Annotated in this window: 12 protein-coding genes and 1 pseudogene; 3 read left to right on the top strand and 10 right to left on the bottom strand. The window is 74.3% G+C overall.

All coding sequences use genetic code 11. The features are described 5' to 3' along the window. The first annotated feature begins 114 nt into the window (after positions 1-114). Positions 115-492 (top strand): PH domain-containing protein, encoded by a 378-nt coding sequence (locus tag MCAG_RS21610; RefSeq protein ID WP_007075109.1) that lies wholly within the window; start codon positions 115-117, stop codon positions 490-492. Positions 493-532: 40 nt separating this feature from the next. Here the strand turns inward: MCAG_RS21610 and MCAG_RS21605 are convergent, their stop codons facing one another. Further along, a complete protein-coding gene (locus MCAG_RS21605; protein ID WP_007075108.1) occupies positions 533-1459 on the bottom strand; it encodes a 2-hydroxyacid dehydrogenase in 927 nt (308 codons plus the stop codon). 111 nt (positions 1460-1570) lie between these two features. On the opposite strand from MCAG_RS21605, the gene MCAG_RS21600 reads away from it, so the two are divergent. Beyond that, positions 1571-2743 carry a sorbosone dehydrogenase family protein gene (locus MCAG_RS21600; RefSeq protein ID WP_036374615.1) on the top strand — a complete coding sequence of 391 codons (1173 nt, stop codon included), beginning with the start codon at positions 1571-1573 and terminating at the stop codon, positions 2741-2743. A 68-nt stretch (positions 2744-2811) separates the two neighbouring features. Then, positions 2812-4356 carry a metallophosphoesterase gene (locus MCAG_RS21595; RefSeq protein ID WP_036374612.1) on the top strand — a complete coding sequence of 515 codons (1545 nt, stop codon included), beginning with the start codon at positions 2812-2814 and terminating at the stop codon, positions 4354-4356. A gap of 132 nt (positions 4357-4488) precedes the next feature. On the opposite strand, the gene gatB is transcribed toward MCAG_RS21595, so the two are convergent. The 9 genes and pseudogenes from gatB to MCAG_RS21550 form a co-directional block, all read right to left on the bottom strand. Then, positions 4489-5982 (bottom strand): Asp-tRNA(Asn)/Glu-tRNA(Gln) amidotransferase subunit GatB, encoded by a 1494-nt coding sequence (gene gatB, locus MCAG_RS21590; RefSeq protein ID WP_007075105.1) that lies wholly within the window; start codon positions 5980-5982, stop codon positions 4489-4491. Between the two features lie 13 nt (positions 5983-5995). Next, positions 5996-7471 carry an Asp-tRNA(Asn)/Glu-tRNA(Gln) amidotransferase subunit GatA gene (gatA, locus tag MCAG_RS21585; RefSeq protein ID WP_007075104.1) on the bottom strand — a complete coding sequence of 492 codons (1476 nt, stop codon included), beginning with the start codon at positions 7469-7471 and terminating at the stop codon, positions 5996-5998. After that, positions 7468-7773: an Asp-tRNA(Asn)/Glu-tRNA(Gln) amidotransferase subunit GatC gene (gene gatC / locus MCAG_RS21580; protein ID WP_007075103.1), complete on the bottom strand. Its 306-nt coding sequence runs from the start codon at positions 7771-7773 to the stop codon at positions 7468-7470. The genes gatA and gatC overlap by 4 nt, the downstream gene beginning before the upstream one ends. 145 nt (positions 7774-7918) lie before the next feature. After that, positions 7919-10313: pseudogene (locus MCAG_RS21575) on the bottom strand (putative bifunctional diguanylate cyclase/phosphodiesterase). Positions 10314-10474: 161 nt separating this feature from the next. Continuing rightward, positions 10475-12610 carry an NAD-dependent DNA ligase LigA gene (ligA, locus tag MCAG_RS21570; RefSeq protein ID WP_036377756.1) on the bottom strand — a complete coding sequence of 712 codons (2136 nt, stop codon included), beginning with the start codon at positions 12608-12610 and terminating at the stop codon, positions 10475-10477. A gap of 571 nt (positions 12611-13181) precedes the next feature. Further along, the gene (locus MCAG_RS21565) at positions 13182-14195 is read right to left on the bottom strand and encodes an ADP-ribosylglycohydrolase family protein (RefSeq protein WP_036374608.1); all 1014 of its coding nucleotides are present in this window, start codon (positions 14193-14195) and stop codon (positions 13182-13184) included. 52 nt (positions 14196-14247) lie between these two features. After that, complete coding sequence (locus tag MCAG_RS21560) at positions 14248-14616, bottom strand: VOC family protein (protein WP_007075098.1); 369 nt, start codon at positions 14614-14616, stop codon at positions 14248-14250. A 35-nt stretch (positions 14617-14651) separates the two neighbouring features. Then, entirely contained in the window at positions 14652-15656 is a 1005-nt protein-coding gene (locus MCAG_RS21555; protein ID WP_007075097.1) for a methionine synthase vitamin-B12 independent, read from the bottom strand. Between the two features lie 64 nt (positions 15657-15720). Continuing rightward, a partial coding sequence (locus MCAG_RS21550) for a tRNA(5-methylaminomethyl-2-thiouridine)-methyltransferase (protein WP_036374605.1) occupies positions 15721-16417 on the bottom strand: 697 nt, incomplete at its 5' end.

Genomic DNA, 16417 nt, shown 5'->3' with positions numbered 1-16417 from the left:
CGCCGGACGCGGGCGCCGTGGGCCGGGCGCGCGTGATTCGGGTCACTGCGGCGGCGGTCACCCGGTTCGCCGCCCACCCGGTGAGCCGTCTCGCTCGGGTGGGATCATCGGGAGGTGAGTCGCGCCGAGACAGTCCGCTTCCGCCACAACCAGGCGATCCTGGTCGCGGCGGTGATCGCCTTCATCGGGGCCCTACCCCTGGCCAGCGTCAGGTGGTACTTCCTGCCCGTGCTGCTCGTCCCCTTCGCGGTCGGAATCTGGGCCTGGCGGGCCGGCACCGAGGCGGACGCCCGGGAGCTGCGCCTGCGCGCGCTGGCCGGGCAGCGCCGCGTGGCCTGGGAACGGGTCGTCGAGCTGCGCGAAGACGCCCGGGGCCGGGCGGTCGCCCGGCTCGACGACGGCGAGCTGCTCGCGCTGCCCGGGGTGCGCGGCACCGAGCTGCCCCGGCTCGTCGCGGTCACCGGCCACACCCTGCCCGGCCGGGCCACCTGACCCGCCGGCACCACCCGACGGGCCGCGCCCGACGGACGGGTCAGTAGCCGTCCGTCACCGTGTTCACCAGCGGCTCCCCCGCCGCGAAGCGCCGGACCTGCTCCCCCACCAGCCGGTACGCCCGGGGCAGCAGCCCGCGCACCGTGCCGGCGACGTGCGGGGTGAGCAGGACGTTGGGCAGCCCCCACAGCGGGTGGTCGGCGGGCAGCGGCTCGGGGTCGGTGACGTCCAGCGCGGCCCGCAGCCGGCCGGTGAGCAGCTCGGCGAGGAGCGCGTCGGTCCGGGCCACCGGGCCACGGGCGGCGTTGACCAGCAGCGCGCCGTCGGGCATCGCGGCGAGGAACTTCTCGTCGACCAGGCCGCGCGTCGCGTCGGTCAGCGGCACCAGCAGCACCACCACGTCGGCCTCGGGCAGCAGGGTGGGCAGCTCGTCGACCCCGTGCACGCCCTCGGCGGGCCGGGCCGTCCGCGCGACCAGTGTGAAGGTCACCTCGAACGGCGCCAGCCGGGCCCGCACCGCCGCGCCGATCGAGCCCGCGCCGACGATCAGCACCCGCTTGCCGGCCAGTTCGTCGGTCGGGCAGACCCGGTCGTAGGCCCACTCGCGGCGGGACTGGGCGAGGGCGAGGGCACCGAAGCCGCGTACCTGCGACAGGATCGCGGCGACCACCCACTCGGCCGTGCCGATGTCGTGGACGCCGCGCGCGTCGCAGAGCGTCACCCCGGGCGGCACCCGGCCCGCCCAGGCGTCCGCGCCGGCCGAGAGGAGCTGCACCACCCGCAGGTCGGGCAGCTCGGCGAGCAAGGCGGCGGCGTTCCCACCGGAGAGGAACGGCGGCACCCAGAACCGGACGTCGGCCGCCTCGGAGAGGAGCCGGGACGGGTCCTCGGCCACCTCGACGGTGACCCCGCGCGGTACGTCGCCGAGGAGAGCGCGGCCGGCGGGATGTGGGATCCATACCTTCACGGACGCCGACGATAGCCGGTGCATCCCCCGACCGCCCCGTGTCTGCGGAGTGGGGCGGGTGTCGCCCGGGAGCCCCACACGGCGTGGCCGGGGGCGGCTAGGCTGGCCCGGATGAACGCCCATGCCCCGTACATCCGCAAGAGCCCGCCGCGGGCGCTCGTCGCGGCCTCCTGTGTGGCGCTGCTGCTGGCCGCCGCGGGGTGCAGCTTCGGCCAGCCGGAGCCGGACCCGGCCGGCGAGCCGCCCAACCTGCCCACCCCGTCCGTCTCCACGCCCGACGGGGCCGGCCAGCAGGTCGTCACCACCGTGCTGGCCAAGGGGCTGCGGGTGCCGTGGGGCATGGCGTTCCTGCCCGACGGCGGCGCGCTGGTGACCGAGCGTGACAGCGGCCGGATCCTCCAGGTCGGCCCCGAGTCCGGGCGGGACGGGCTGAACGTCACCGCGGTGCGGACCGTGCCCGGCGTGGTGGCCGGCGGCGAGGGCGGGCTCATGGGGATCGCCGTCTCCCCGAACTACGCGACCGACCAGACGATTTTCGTCTACCACACGGCGGAGAAGGACAACCGGGTCGTCCGGCTGGACCTGGACGGCGAGCCCACCCCGATCCTGACCGGCATCCCCAAGGCCGCCATCCACAACGGCGGCGGGCTCGCCTTCGGCCCGGACGGCTTCCTGTACGCGAGCACCGGCGACGCCGGCAACCGGGAGGCCGCGCAGGACCAGAAGAACCTCGGCGGCAAGATCCTGCGGATCACCACCGCTGGCAAGCCGGCTCCCGGCAACCCGATCGCCGGCTCCCCGGTCTGGTCCCTGGGCCACCGCAACGTGCAGGGCCTGGCCTGGGACGCCGGCAAACGGATGTACGCCGTCGAGTTCGGCCAGAACACCTGGGACGAGATCAACCTGATCACCAAGGGTGGCAACTACGGCTGGCCCCAGGTCGAGGGCAGCGCCGACGACACGCGGTACGCCGACCCGCTGGTGCAGTGGCCGACCTCCGACGCCTCCTGCTCGGGCCTCGCCGCGGCGGAGCGGATGCTGGTCACCGCCTGCCTGCGCGGGCAGCGACTGTGGCTGGTCGAGCTGACCGACACCGGCACCGTGCTCGGCCAACCCCGGGAGTTGCTCACCCGCCAGTACGGCCGGCTGCGCGGCGCGATCGCCGCCCCCGACGGGTCGGTCTGGGTCACCACCTCCAACCACGACGGGCGGGGCCAGCCGGCCCCCGAGGACGACCGGATCCTGCGTCTGGTCTTCGCCGACGGCGGCGCGGGCCGGGGCTGAGCGCCGCCGGCGCGGGCCGGTATCCCGGGTTTGCCAAGAGCCTTCACTGGGCAGGTCAGAATCTCAGCATGGACGGGCAGGAAGAAGAAGACGAGCAGCGCAGGGCCGGCGACGCCGAGCCCCGGCGCGGTGGCCGGGTGACCGGGCGCGGTCGGGTCCGCAGGGTGGGAGTGGTCCTCGCGGTCCTGGTGATCTCCCTGGCCGGCGCGGTGATCGGCACCCTCGCCGGTGGGCGGGTGCACACCGACCTCGGCCCGTTCCGCGCCGAGCTGAGCATCACCCCCGCACTGGAGGGCGGCACCACGGTCGACATCCCGCCGCTCGGCGCGTTGCAGCTCGACAGCCACGACGGGCCGACCCACCTGACCGTGAGCCTGGGGGCGCTCGACCAGCGCCGCACCGAGGCCCTGATCGACGACCCGGCGAGCATCAGCCGGGCCAGCCAGTCCGCCGTCACCGACGTCCGCAAGGGAGTGCTGCGCCTCGGGCTGCGCACCGTCGGCGCGGCGGTGCTGATCACCCTCGTCCTCGCCGGGCTGGTGTTCCGGGACACCCGGCGCACCGCCTGGGCCGGCGGGCTGTCGCTGTTGGTCACCGCCGGCAGCCTCGGCCTGGCCGCGTCCACCGTCCGCCCGCAGGCGATCGAGGAGCCCCGGTACGAGGGGCTGCTGGTCAACGCCCCGGCCATCGTCGGCGACGCACGACGGATCGCCAACGACTACACCAAGTACGCCGAGCAGCTCCAGCGTCTCGTCGGCAACGTCAGCCAGCTCTACACCACCGTCTCCACGCTGCCGGTGTACGAGCCGGCACCCGGCACCACCCGGGTGCTGCACGTCTCCGACATGCATCTCAACCCGACCGGCTGGCAGCTCATCCGCACCGTCGTGGAGCAGTTCGGCATCGACGTGGTGATCGACACCGGCGACATCACCGACTGGGGCAGCGAGCCGGAGGCGTCGTTCGTCGGCTCGATCGGGCTGCTCAAAAAGCCGTACGTCTACATCCGGGGCAACCACGACTCGGGCAAGACGGCTGCGGCGGTGGCCCAGCAGCCCAACGCGATCGTGCTGAACAACTCCACCACCACCGTCGCCGGGCTGACCATCGCCGGCATCGGCGACCCCCGGTTCACCCCCGACAAGGAGACCTCGCCGGCCGGCAGCGGCCTCACCAGTGAGGTGGCCAACCAGGTGATCGGCGTCGGTGAGAAGCTCGCCACCACCGTCCGCAACTCGCCGAAGCCGGTGAACATCGCGCTGGTGCACGACCCGGCGTCCGCGGGGCCGCTGTCGGGCACCTGCCCGCTGGTGCTCGCCGGGCACACCCACGCCCGGCAGGTTTCCAAGCTGCCGCAGCTGCCGGGGCAGATGCCGACGCAGCTGATGGTGGAGGGGTCCACCGGCGGCGCTGGGCTGCGCGGCCTGGAGGGCGAGAAGCCCACCCCGCTGTCGATGACGGTGCTCTACTTCGACAAGGACAAGCTGCTCCAGGCGTACGACGACATCACCGTCGGCGGGACCGGCCAGGCGCAGGTCAACCTGGAACGGCACGTGGTGAAGGACCCCAAGGCCGGCGACCAGGTGCCGGTCACCCCGACCCCGACCCGCTGAGGGCGGGCCGGGGCGAGCCGGAGCACCCGGCGCTGGATCTCGTCGAGGACGTCGCGGTCGTGCTGGTGCACGGTGACTCCACCCGGGCGTCGCCGTTGACGCCCTTCGAGGGGGTGCAGCGCTCCTTACACCTCAGGCGAGGCGGGACAGGATCAGCTCGCGGACGGTCTTCGCGTCTGCCTGGCCACGGGTGGTCTTCATGACGGCGCCGACCAGCGCGCCCGCCGCCGCGACCTTGCCGCTGCGAATCTTCTCGGCGATGTCCGGGTTGGCGGCGATCGCCTCGTCCACGGCGGCGGTGAGCGCCCCGGTGTCGGAGACGACCTCCAGACCCTTGTTGGTCATGATCTCCGTCGGCGAGCCCTCGCCGGCCACCACGCCCTCCAGCACGGTACGGGCCAGCTTGTCGTTGAGCTTCCCGGCGTCGACGAGGCCCTGCAACTCGGCGACCTGGTGCGGGGTGGCCCCGACGTCGGCCAGCTCCACGCCGGTCTCGTTGGCCCGGCGGGAAAGCTCGCCGAGCCACCACTTGCGGGCGGCGGCGGGAGTGGCCCCGGCGGCCACGGTGGCCTCGATCAGCTCGACCGCGCCGGCGTTGAGGACCGACTGCATGTCGGCGTCGGACAGGCCCCACTGGAGCTGGAGCCGGCGGCGGTACAGCCGGGGCAGCTCCGGCAGGGCGGCCTTCAGCTCGGCGACCCAGGCGGCGTCCGGGGCGAGCGGCACCAGGTCCGGCTCGGGGAAGTACCGGTAGTCGGTCGCGGTCTCCTTCGACCGGCCCGGGGTGGTGTCGCCCGTGTCCTCGTGGAAGTGCCGGGTCTCCTGGGTGATCCGGCCGCCCGCGTCGAGCACCGACGCCTGGCGCAGCATCTCCGAACGGACCGCCCGCTCCACCGAGCGCAACGAGTTGACGTTCTTCGTCTCGGTGCGGGTGCCCCACTGCTGACCAGGCCTGTTGAGGGAGGTGTTGACGTCGCAGCGCAGCGACCCCTCCTCCATCCGCACGTCGGAGACGCCCAGCGAGCGGATCACGTCGCGCAGCTCGGTGACGTACGCCCGGGCCACCTCGGGGGCCAGCGCCCCGGTGCCGGGGACCGGCTTGGTGACGATCTCCACCAGCGGAATCCCGGCCCGGTTGTAGTCGACCAGCGACTCGGTCGCGCCGTGGATGCGGCCCGTGGCCCCGCCGACGTGCAGGGTCTTGCCGGTGTCCTCCTCCAGGTGCACCCGCTCGATGCCGATGCGGACCAGCTCGCCGCCCACCTCGACGTCGAGGTACCCGTCGACGCAGAGCGGCTCGTCGTACTGGCTGATCTGGAAGTTCTTCGGCATGTCCGGGTAGAAGTAGTTCTTCCGGGCGAACCGGCACCACGAGGCGATCGAGCAGTTCAGCGCCAGGCCGATGCGGATCGTCGCCTCGATGGCCGCCTTGTTGGCCACTGGCAGCGAGCCGGGCAGGCCCAGGCAGACCGGGCAGACCCGGGTGTTCGGCTCGCCACCGAAGTCCGTCGGGCAGCCGCAGAACATCTTGGTGTTCGTGCCCAGCTCGACGTGGGTCTCCAGGCCGATCACCGGCTCATAGCGCGCGACGACGTCGTCGTACGCGGGCAAGGTAGTCGTGGTCATCGGTGCTCCTGCCTCACAGTGCCGGTGGGGTGAACGTGCCGACCGCGGACTCCAACGCGGCGGCGACCCGGTACATCCGGTCGTCGGCCATCGTCGGGGCCATGATCTGGAGGCCGACGGGCAACCCCTCGGAGAGCCCACACGGCACGGAGATGCCCGGCCCGCCGTACAGGTTGGTGGGGATGGTGTAGAGGTCGGCCAGGTACATCTGGTACGGGTCGGAGGTGCGCGCGCCGATCGGGAACGCCACGAACGGGGTGGTCGGCGAGATCAGCGCGTCGACCCGCTCGAACGCGGCGGTGAAGTCCCGGGTGATCAGGGTGCGGACCTTCTGCGCCTGCCCGTAGTAGGCGTCGTAGTAGCCCGAGGAGAGGGCGTACGTGCCGAGCATGATCCGGCGCTTGACCTCGGGGCCGAAGCCGGCGTCCCGGGTCAGCGACATGACCTCCTCCAGGGACCGGTTGCCGTCGTCGCCCTCGCGCAGCCCGAACCGGACGCCGTCGAAGCGGGCCAGGTTCGAGGAGCACTCGCTCGGGGCGATCAGGTAGTACGCCGGCAGGGCGTAGCTGAAGTGGGGGCAGGACACCTCGACGATCTCCGCGCCGAGCTTGGCCAGCGCGTCGACGGAGTCGCGGAACGCCGCCGCCACGCCCGGCTCCGCGCCCTCGCCGGAGAACTCGGTGACCACGCCCAGCTTCACGCCGGTCAGGTCGCCGGTCGCGCCACGCCGCGCGGCGGCGACCACGTCGGGCACCGGCTGCGGGATGGAGGTGGAGTCGCGGGGGTCGTGCCCGCCGATGGCCGCGTGCAGCAGCGCCGCGTCGAGGACCGTACGGGCGCACGGGCCGGGGGTGTCCAGGGAGGAGGAGAAGGCCACCAGGCCGTACCGGGAGGTGCCGCCGTAGGTGGGCTTCGCGCCGACGGTGCCGGTGACCGCGCCCGGCTGGCGAATCGAGCCGCCGGTGTCCGAGCCGATGGCCAGCGGCGCCTCGTACGCGGCGAGGGCGGCGGCGCTGCCGCCACCGGAGCCGCCGGGGATGCGGTCGGTGTCCCACGGGTTGCGGGTCGGCCCATACGCCGAGTACTCCGTGGAGGAGCCCATCGCGAACTCGTCCATGTTGGTCTTGCCGAGCATCACCGTGCCGGCGGCGCGGAGCCGCTCGACGATCGTCGCGTCGTACGGCGGGCGCCAGCCCTCGAGGATCTTCGACCCGACGGTGGTCGGCACGCCCTTCGTGGTGAGCACGTCCTTGACGGCGACCGGCACGCCCGCGAGGGGGCCGAGCTCCTCGCCGGCGGCCCGCCGCTCGTCGACGGCGCGGGCGGCGGCGAGCGCGCCCTCGGCGTCGACGTGCAGGAAGGCGTTCACCCGGTCCTCGACGGCGGCGATCCGGTCCAGGTGGGCCCGGGTCACCTCGACGGCCGAGGTCTCCCCGCCGGCGACGAGGCCGGCGATCTCGACGGCGGTCAGCTTGGTCAGGTCAGTCACGACGCCACATCCTCGTCCAGGATCCGCGGGACGCGGAACCGCTGCTCCTCTGCGTCGGGCGCGCCCGACAGGGCCTCGGCCGGGGTCAGGCCCGGCACCACCACGTCCTCGCGCAGCACGTTGGTCAACGGCACGGAGTGGGAGGTCGGCGGGATGTCCGCCGCGGCGACCTCGCCAACCTGGGCGACCGCCTGGAGGATCGTGTCGAGCTGGCCGGCGAAGGTGTCCAGCTCCTCCTCCGTGACGGCGAGCCGCGACAGTCGCGCCAGGTGCGCGACCTCCTCGCGGGAGATGGCGGCCATCAGTGCCCCCTTCTGGCTGTCCTGCTGCATCCGGCGGTGGCCCACGCGCCGGCAACGACGATGACGCGCGGTGACCGCAGCGAGTCTATTGCCCGGCGCGGGCCGGGCGTCCCCGACTCCCCCTGCGGCCGGCCCGGCGGCGGAGTCAGCGGGCCTGCGGGGGGCGGCTCTCCGCCTCGCGGGCGGCCGGCCGCAGTGGCCGGTAGCGGGCGAGCCAGGCGGTCAGTTCCCCGGCGGGCATGGGCCGGGCGTAGAACCAGCCCTGCGCCACGTCGCAGCCGGCGGCGTGCAGCAGCCGCCACGTCCGCTCGTCCTCCACGCCCTCGGCGACGACCCGCAGGCCGAGCGCCCCGGCCAGATCGATCATCGACCGGACGATCGCGGCGTCGTCGGCGTCGTCGGCCATCCCGAGCACGAACGACCGGTCCACCTTCACCTCGGACAGCGGCAGCCGGCGCAGGTGCTGCATGGAGGAGTAGCCGGTGCCGAAGTCGTCCAGGGCGATGGCCACGCCGATGGCGTGCAGCCGCGAGATGGTGGCCAGCACCCGGCGCGGATCGGCCATCAGTGCGCCCTCGGTGATCTCCAGTTGCAGCCGCTGCGGCCGGACGCCGTACCGGGCCAGCCGGTCGGCGATCTGGTCGACGATCTCGCCGGTGTGCAGGTCCCGGACGCTGACGTTGAGCGCGGCCCGCAGGGTGATTCCCGCCGCCGACCACTGCGCCAACTGCTCCACCACGTCGTCGACGACCCGGCGGGTGAGCAGCCGCATCACGGCGCTCTGCTCGGCGACCCGGATCAGCTCCTCCGGGTCGACCATGCCCCGGCGCGGGTGCCGCCAGCGCAACAGCGCCTCCACGCCCACCACCTCACCGGTGGCGATGGCGATCTGAGGCTGGTAGTACATGGTGATCCGGCCGGCCCCACCCGCGTCGCCGTGCGCCGGCTCGGCCTCCGGCTCTCCCGACACCCGTCCCGTCCGGCTCGGCGTCGGCATCGGCGGCCCGCCGGCGGATCGGGTCGGCGGCGGTGACGATCCGGTTGATCAGGTCGTCGGGGTGGCCCGGTTCCGCGCGCTGCCGGTGCCGGCGCGACCGCCACCGCCCCGGCCCGCTGGGCGACGGCCGTCCCGCGCCGGCCGGGCCACCGGCCGCCGGGGCGAGGGCCGCCGGCAGCGCGGCCCCGTCCCCGCCACGCGCCCCGACCGGCCCGTCCCGCTCCGCCGACCCGGCCGGGCCCGCCTCCAGTACGCGCCGCAGGTCGGCCAGGAGACCCAGCCGCTCGGCGGAGTTGTGGTCGGATTCGGCGGCGTACACGGCGACGGTGTCGTTGCGGTGCTTGGCGTCGTACATCGCCACGTCGGCGTGGCGCATCAGGGTGGCGAAGTCCTCACCGTGCTCGGGATACATCGCGATGCCGATGGAACCGCCGACGTCCAGCGGCAGCCCGTCCAGGGACACCGGCTCGGCGAGCGCGGCGGTCACCCGGTCGGCCGTCGCGCGGGCGGCGTCCACGTCGGCGAGCCCGGTGCTGACGATGGCGAACTCGTCCCCGCCGAGGCGGGCGAGCAGGTCCCGCTCCCCCACTGCGGCGGCCAGCCGGGCGCTGACCTCGATCAGCAGCCGGTCGCCGACGGCGTGGCCGAGCGCGTCGTTGACGTTTTTGAACCGGTCCAGGTCGATCAGGAGCAGCGCGAGGTGGGCGTCCGGCTCGTTGCGCGCCGAACGCTCGGCGTGCAGGTGGACCTGCTCGGCGACCTCCGCCAGCAGCGCCTTGCGGTTGGGCAGGCCGGTGAGCGGGTCGAGCGCGCCGAGCTGTTCCTGTTCGGCGGCGAGCCGGGCCATCCGGTACACCGCGAACAGCGGCACCAGCACCAGCGGGATCAGCGCGGCGCTGGCCCGGGCGGCGGACGCCAGCACCGGGGCGAGCAGCAGCAGCGACCCGGTGGAGAGCAGCTCGTACCCCAGGCCGGACCGCACGTTGGGCCACCAGCGGCCCCCGAAGCGCAGCCGGATGGCGGTGCTGACCAGGCCGTAGTTGACCGCGAACCAGGCCGCGGTCGCCCCGCCCACCGCCAGCACGTCGCCCGCGCGCAGCCGACCGCCGGCGAAGAGGCCACCCGGCCCCAGCCCGGTGACCGCCGAGGCGGCGGCGAGGGCGCAGGCGTACTGGGCGGTGTTGAAGCCGGACCGCCAGGCGGCGTGCCCCATCCGCCAGCCGGAGACGACCACCGCCACCGTCTGCACCGCCACGGCCGGGCCCAGCCCCCAGCCGAGCAGGATGGCGAAGGTGAAGCAGGTGGACGGGAAGACCGCCGACGGCTGCCGCCGCCCCGGCGGCACGAACGGCCGCGCGTCGCAGACCACCGCAAGCGCCGCCATCGTCCAGAACGCCGCCGGTAGCTCGGCGAGCCGGCCCGTCAAGGCGGCCAGCGGCCCGGCGGAGAGCAGCACGGCCAGCGCGGCGACGGCGGCGACGAAGCCGAAGAAGGGCGTCGTCTGTCCTGGCGGGACGGAGTTTCGCGGATCGGCGGCCTCCATCGCACCTCCCGGACAGCGGCAACGACGGGCCCTGCACCCGTCGTGCCACCATGAAACGCCCTGGGTGCCGCTTTTCCGAGATGACAGCCACGAATCGGTCGTAGTCGTAATCAACCTGGTATACATGACCAGGAACGGTCAAGATTCACGCGCCCGCCTGGTCACTCGCCGACGCGGGCCACCTCCCGGGCCGCGTCCGGGCCCTGGTCGAGCAGGACCCGGAAGCCCTCCTCGTCCAGCACCGGCACCTTCAGGGTGGCCGCCTTGTCGGCCTTGGAGCCCGGGTTGTCGCCCACCACCACGAAGCCTGTCTTCTTGGAGACCGAACCGGTGACCTTGCCGCCCCGGGTCTGGATCGCCTCGGCGGCCTGGTCGCGGGAGAACCCGCTCAGGGTGCCGGTCACCACGACCGTGAGCCCCTCCAGCGGGCGCGGCCCCTCGTCACCAGCCTCCTCGGCCATCCGTACGCCCGCCTCGGCCCACTTGCGGACCACCTCGCGGTGCCAGTCCACGGTGAACCAGTCGACGATGCTGGCCGCGATCGTCGGGCCGACGCCGTCGACCGAGGAGAGCTCCTCCTCGCTGGCCTCCTGGATCGCCGCCATCGACCGGAAGTGGCGGGCGAGGGCCTGGGCGGCGGTCGGGCCGACATGCCGGATGGAGAGCCCGACCAGCACCCGCCACAGGTCGCGCTCCCGGGCCACGGCGAGGTTGTCGAGGAGCTTGGCTGCGTTGCTGCCGAGGCTGCCGTCCTTGTTCACGAAGAACGGTGATTGGGCCAGCCGCTCGGCGTCGAGGCTGAACAGGTCGCCCTCGTCGGTGATGACCTGCGCGTCGAGCAACGCCGCCGCGCCCTTGTAGCCGAGCACCTCGATGTCGAACGCGCCCCGGCCGGCCAGGTGGAAGACTCGCTCGCGGAGCTGGGCCGGGCAGCTGCGGCTGTTCGGGCAGCGGATGTCGACGTCCGCCTCCTTTTCCGGCCGCAGCGGGGTGCCGCAGGCCGGGCAGGTCGTCGGCATGACGAACGGGCGGGCGTCGGCGGGGCGCAGGTCGACCACCGGGCCGAGCACTTCGGGGATCACGTCGCCGGCCTTGCGGATCACCACCGTGTCGCCGATCAGCACCCCCTTGCGCTCCACCTCGTGCGCGTTGTGCAGGGTGGCCAGGGCCACCGTGGACCCGGCGACCAGGACCGGCTCCAGGATGGCGAACGGGGTGACCCGGCCGGTGCGCCCGACGTTCACGTCGATGTCGAGCAGCTTGGTGTTGACCTCCTCCGGCGGGTACTTGAAGGCGATCGCCCAGCGCGGGGCCCGGCTGGTCGAGCCGAGCCGGCCCTGGATGGAGACCGGGTCCACCTTGACCACCACGCCATCGATCTCGTGCTCGACGTCGTGCCGGTGCTCGGCGTAGTACGCGATGAACTCCGCGACGCCGGCCAGGTCGGGCACGACCCGCCAACGGTCGCTGGTCGGCAGCCCCCATGCCCGCAGCGCCGCGTACGACTCGGACTGGGCGGTCGGGGTGTAGCCGCGCCGGGCGCCGATGCCGTGCACCACCAGTCGCAGCGGCCGGGAGGCGGTGATCCGGGGGTCCTTCTGCCGCAGGCTGCCCGCGGCGGCGTTGCGTGGATTGGCGAAGGGCGCCTTGCCCTGCTCGACCAGGCTCGCGTTGAGGTCGGCGAACCCGGCGATCGGGAAGTAGATCTCGCCGCGCACCTCGACGAACTCGGGCACGTCGGGGAACTCGTCGGACGGGGTCAGCCGGGCCGGCACGTCCCGGATGCTGCGGACGTTGGCCGTGACGTCCTCGCCGGTACGCCCGTCGCCACGGGTGGCGGCCCGCACCAGCCGGCCCTTCTCGTAGGTGAGGTTGATCGCCAGCCCGTCGACCTTGAGTTCGCACAGGTAGGGCACCGGGCCGCCCGCGTCCCGCTCCACCCGCTCGGCCCAGGCCGCCAGCTCCTCGTCGGCGAACGCGTTGTCGAGGGAGAGCATCCGCTCGGCGTGGGTGACCGGGGTGAAGTCGGTGGAGAAGGTGCCGCCGATCCGCTGGGTCGGCGAGTCCGGGGTACGCAGGGCGGGAAACTCGGCCTCCAGCGCCTCCAGCTCGCGCAACTGCCGGTCGAACTCGGCGTCGGAGACGGTGGGGGCGTCCAGCACGTAGTAGCGGTACTGGTGTTCGGTCAGCTCCTGGCTGAGGGTGGCGTGCCGCTCCCGCGCCTCGGGAGTCGGCTCGGGGCCCGCCGCCGCCTCCTGCGCCGGGCTCACCTGCTGTGGAACGGCTTCCTCGGACATGCTGCCGGCTTCGGACACCGCGTCGACCTCCCCTGTTCACGCTACCCCCGCACCGTATCGGGACGGTGGGACAATCCGCGGCCTGCCTGGCCTTTCCCCGCCTGCCCCGTCTCCTCCGGCCTTCCCCACCACCTCCCCGGCTGCTCCCCGAGACTGCCACCGCGGTCGGCGCCTATGGAGCTGCCCCGTTCGTGCGCCCGGAGCCGGCACGGTGTACCGAGCCGGGTGAGCCAGGCCGGGGAAGCCGGGGAAGCCGGGGAAGCCGGATGAGCCGGTCCGCGTCGCGGTCCCGAACCGGCCCGCACCGCAGGCACCACCGCACCCCAGCACACCCGCCACCAACCGCACCGCGAACACCACCTCGCCGCAGGCACCCCGCGCCGCAGGTGCCGCCCCCCGGCCATCCCGCCGGCGGTAGCACGGACGGGGCAGCTCCAAAGGGCCCGTACCAGTCACCTGCCCCCCGTGCCCCGCAGCGCACGAAAACAGGCGACAGCGGCCGGGGCGCGGTCAGTCGTGCAAGCGGTCAGCCGTGCGGGCAGTCAGTCGTGAGGGGCGATCAGTCGTGAGGTCAGTCGTGAGGGGCGGCGAGGGCGACGAGCTGGTCGGCGTACTCGATGCGGGTGGCCCAGTCCGCCGGCCAGGCCGGCAGGCCGTGCGCCGCGCCGACGAACGCGCCGGCCAGGGCCGCGATGGAGTCGGAGTCGCCGGCGGTGGTCGCGCCGCGCGCCAGCGCGGCGACCGGGTCGTCGGCGTGCCACAGCGCACAGAGCAGCGCGGTCGCCAGGGCCTCCTCGGCCACCCACCCCTCGCCGGTATGCCGGCACGGGTCCCCGCCGTCGTCCGCGCGGATCAGGGTCGTGGTCAGCCGGCCCAGGGCACCCAGGCACTCGTCCCAGCCACGGGCGATGAACTCCTCCGGCGAGTCGACGCCGGGGCGCTGCCACAGGTCGCCCAGCCAGTCCGACCGGTAGACCCGGCGCTGCTCGCGGGCCCGGTCGGTGAGCAGCGCCGGCAGCTCGGCCAGCGCCGTGCCGTCGCGCAGCAGCCGGACGGCGTACGCGGTGAGCTCGCTCGCGGCCAGCCCGGTGGGATGGCCGTGGGTCAGGCCGGCCTGGAGCTGGGCAAGACCGGCCAGGGTGTCCAGATCGACGGCGAGCAGCCCGACCGGGGTGACCCGCATGTTGGCCCCGCAGCCCTTCGAGCCGGCCACGGTGGCCTCCTGCCAGCGCACGCCCCGGGACAGCTCGGCGCAGGCCCGCAGACAGGTCATCCCGGGGGCGCGGTTGTTCTCCGGGCTGACCGACCAGGCCAGGAAGCGCTCGCGTAGCAACGGCTCGACCGCGTCCGGGGTGAACGCCGGGGCGTCGTGCAACGCCCAGCCCACCGCGAGCGCCAGCTGAGTGTCGTCGGTGACCAACGCCGGGTCGCCGACCAGCTCCCGGGGGCCGGACGAGCCGTACCGGCGGTGGATTTCGGCGACGGTCAGAAACTCGGTCGGGCCGCCCAGCGCGTCACCGTAGGCCAGGCCGAGGAGCGAGCCGGAGGCCCGCCGGAGCGAGGAGTCGATCACCCTCGTGATCATGCCGCGCCCCGGCGGTCCCCGCCAGGCCACGGCCCCGGCGACGCCCGGCGGGTCAGTCCCAGCAGAGGCAGAACGGGTGGCCTGCCGGGTCGGCGTAGACCCGGAACCCCTCCCCCTCGCCGTCGAGCCGGCGCGCGCCCAGTGCCAGCACCGCGCGCTCGGCCGCCTCGATGTCGGCGACGGTGATGTCGAGGTGAAGCTGCTGCGGTCGCTCCGGGTCGGGCCAGGTCGGCGGGCGCAGGTCGGGTGCCCGCTGGAAGGCGAGCCGGGGGTGGTTGCCCGGGGCACCGCCGAGCACCACCCAGTCGTTGCCGTCGGAGTCGTCCTCCACCACCGACAGGCCCGTCAGCTCGGCGTAGAACGCCGCGAGCGCGCGGGGATCCGGGCAGTCGACGACCGTGGTGCGCAATTGTCCGATCATGCCGCCATCCTGCCCGCCACGTGCGACGGGAAACCTCAATCCTCGGCGAGCCTTCGGCCGGCGTCCCGGCACGCCGCGAGCACCGCCCGGACGTGCTCCGGCGGGGCCCCGGCCAGGCCGCAGGTGGGGGTGACCACCACCTGCTCGGGAAGCCGTCGACGGGGGAAGCCGAGGCGGTCCCAGAGCTGGCGTACCCGGTCGGCGACCTCGGCGGAGGTCGGCGCGCGACCGCCCGGCGGCGGGGTGGCCGGTGCGGCGCCGGCCAGCAGGCCCAGCCCCGCGTCGATCACCTCGCCGAGCGGGTCGAGGTCCTTGACCAGGCCGAGGTCCAGCGCGACCCCGACCGCGCCGGCCGAGCGGATCAGCTCCAGCGGGACGTCCGGCGCGCAGCAGTGCACCACGACCGGCACCCCGACCGCCTCGATCACCGTGCGCAGCAGGGCCGCCGCGTCGGGCTGCGCCACCGGCCGGTACGTGCCGAAGCCGCTCTCGGTGGGCACCCGCCCGGCCAGCACTGCCGGCAGGGACGGCTCGTCGAGCTGAAGCAGCAGCGAGGCCCGGGGCAGCCGGCGGGCGACCGCCGCGACGTGGACGCGCAACCCTTCGGCGAGGGAGCCGGCGAGGTCGCGCACCGCGCCCGGGTCGCGCAGCATCCGGCCGCCGATCGGCAGGTCGAGCCCGGCCGCCAGGGTGTAGGGGCCGGCGGCCTGCACCTTGACCAGGCCGGCGTACTCCTCGGCCTGCTCGGCGAGCTGGTCGAGGTCGCGTTCCATCAGGTCCCGGGCCCGGCGCAGGTCCCGCCCCGGGCGGGGGGCGACCCGCCAGCGGGCCGCGTACAGCTCGACGGGCAGTTCGACAAGCAGCCCGCCGGTGCGGCCGATGAGGTCCGCGCCGGGGCCGCGTGCCGGCAGCTCGGGCAGGTGGGGCAGGGCGGGCAGTTCCCCGAGGACGACCCGCTGCGCCTCGGCGACGTCGATGCCGGGCAGCGAGCCGATGCCGGTCGCCGCACCGCTGGACCAGGGCCACGCGCTAGCTGTCACGGGCGAAGGGTAGCCGGTCGCCGGCCGGCGTCACGCGGCTATGGTCGCGGAGCCGGGCCCCGTGTCACGTGGCGACCGTGGCCGAGCCGAGCACCACGTCGCCGGCCGGGTCCGGCCGGTAGGCGACGACGGCCTGGCCGGCGGCGACGCCGCGCACCGGGCGGCGCAGCTCGGCGCGCAGCGTGTCGCCGGTCAGCTCGACGGTGGCCGGGACCACGTCGCCGTGGGCGCGTAGCTGCACCTCGCACTCCATCGGCCCGGCCGGGCGCTCGCCGCCGGTCCACACGGGACGCTCGGCGCGCACCGCGCGGACCTCCAGCGCCTCGGCCGGCCCCACCGTGACGGTGTTGGTCTTCGGGGTGATGGACAGCACGTAGCGCGGGCGGCCGTCGGGGGCGGGCCGGTCCAGGTGCAGGCCACGACGCTGCCCCACCGTGTACGCGTACGCGCCGGTGTGGCTGCCGACCACCGCGCCGGTGAGGGCGTCGACCACCTCGCCCGGTGCCTCGCCCAGCCGGCCGGCGAGGAAGCCCCGGGTGTCACCGTCGGCGATGAAGCAGATGTCGTGCGAGTCGGGCTTGTCGGCCACGGCGAGCCCGCGCCGGGCCGCCTCCTCGCGGACCTGGGCCTTGGTCGAGTCGCCGAGCGGGAAGACCGACCGGTCGAGCTGGGCGCGGGTCAGCACCGCGAGCACGTACGACTGGTCCTTGGCCAGGTCGACGCTACGGCGCAGCAGCCCGTCGGGGCCGAGCCGAGCGTGG

The sequence above is a fragment of the Micromonospora sp. ATCC 39149 genome (assembly GCF_000158815.1).
Classification (GTDB): Bacteria; Actinomycetota; Actinomycetes; order Mycobacteriales; family Micromonosporaceae; genus Micromonospora.
The sequence above is the reverse complement of the archived record's forward strand: the minus strand, read 5'-3'. Positions and strand labels throughout refer to the sequence as shown.